Source organism: Cupriavidus sp. 05N39 (assembly GCF_056397325.1).
Genome location: NZ_JBFTNE010000309.1, coordinates 1 through 463 on the forward strand (window position 1 = coordinate 1; position 463 = coordinate 463).

Sequence of the window (463 nt, forward strand, 5' to 3'; positions counted from 1 at the left end):
GGTCGACGTCCATGTCGCGGACGAACACGCCGTCGATCTTGAGCATGTCCGCGGGCAACTGGCGCAGATAGCCGAACGAGGACAGGCCGGACCCGAAGTCGTCCAATGCCACGCGACAGCCACGCGCCTTGACCGCCTCGATGAAGCTGCGGGCCTGGGCCAGGTTGCTGATCGCCGCGGTTTCGGTGACCTCGAAGCACAGCTTGCGGGCCAGGCCCCGGTTGCGTTCGAGCAGGTCGCAGACGAAGGCCAGGAAGGTCGGCTCGGCGATCGACTGCGCCGACACGTTGACGTTGCACAGCCCCAGCCGCTGCACATGCGCCGGACACACCTGCAGGTGGCGGAACAGCAGCCCCAGCACGTGCCGGTCCAGCGCCATGCCCATGCCGTAACGCTCCACCGCCGGCATGAACTCGCCGGGCGTCTGCAGCAGGCCTTCGGGGCTGCGCATGCGCACCAGCAC

Annotated in this window: 1 protein-coding gene; it reads right to left on the bottom strand. The window is 68.3% G+C overall.

Translation table 11 applies throughout. From position 1 onward, the window contains the following. On the bottom strand, positions 1-451 hold a 451-nt coding region (locus tag AC1DN0_RS41450), incomplete at its 3' end, for an EAL domain-containing protein (RefSeq protein WP_477146661.1). Positions 452-463: the final 12 nt, after the last annotated feature.